Origin of the sequence: Flavobacterium nitrogenifigens, assembly GCF_003254565.1 — a bacterium.
Classification (GTDB): domain Bacteria; phylum Bacteroidota; class Bacteroidia; order Flavobacteriales; family Flavobacteriaceae; genus Flavobacterium; species Flavobacterium nitrogenifigens.
Genome location: NZ_QJRI01000119.1, coordinates 1 through 840, shown reverse-complemented (window position 1 = coordinate 840; position 840 = coordinate 1). Strand labels below are relative to the sequence as shown.

1 protein-coding gene is annotated in these 840 nt (G+C 51.2%); it reads left to right on the top strand.

Features of this window, described 5'->3' with window-relative positions:
* Positions 1–840, top strand: an 840-nt coding sequence (locus tag DM397_RS00535) for an MBG domain-containing protein (protein ID WP_317048793.1), incomplete at both ends; no start/stop codon positions are given.

Genomic DNA, 840 nt, shown 5'->3' with positions numbered 1-840 from the left:
GCAGTTACAGGAAGTCCGGTGGGGACTTACCCGATCGCAGCGAGCGGAGCCGCAGCATCCAATTATACAATCACTTATGCTGATGGAACGATGAGCGTGACAGCCGCCTCGCTTACGATCACAGCGGACGATAAGAACAAAATATACGGCTCTGCGAATCCGGTTTTGACGGTAAGCTATGCTGGATTTGTGAACGGCGATACCGAAGCATCGCTAACAACTGCGGCTACAGCCTCAACCACAGCCACGGCATCAAGTCCAGTTGGCACGTATGCAATTACAGCAGGCGGCGCATCATCTGCGAACTATTCAATATCATATGCAGATGGGACTCTGACAGTAACCCAAGCATCTCTTATAGTGACAGCCGATGACAAGAGCAAGCCTTATGGCAGCGCGAATCCGGCTCTGACGGTGAGCTACTTGGGATTTGTGAACGGCGATACGGAAGCGTCCCTAACAACTGCAGCTGCAGCTTCAACCACAGCCACAGCTTCAAGCCCTGCTGGCACGTATGCAATCACGGCAAGCGGTGCATCATCTCCGAACTATTCAATATCATATGCAGATGGAACTCTGACAGTAACCCAAGCGTCTCTTATAGTGACAGCCGATGACAAGAGCAAAACCTACGGCAGTGCAAATCCAGCTCTGACGGTGAGCTACTTGGGATTTGTGAACGGCGATACGGAAGCATCCCTAACATCAGCAGCTGCAGCTTCAACCACAGTCACAGCTTCAAGTCCAGTTGGCACGTATGTAATAACGGCAGGTGGCGCATCATCTCCAAACTATTCGATTTCATATGTTGAGGGTACTCTTACGGTGGGTCAGGCATCT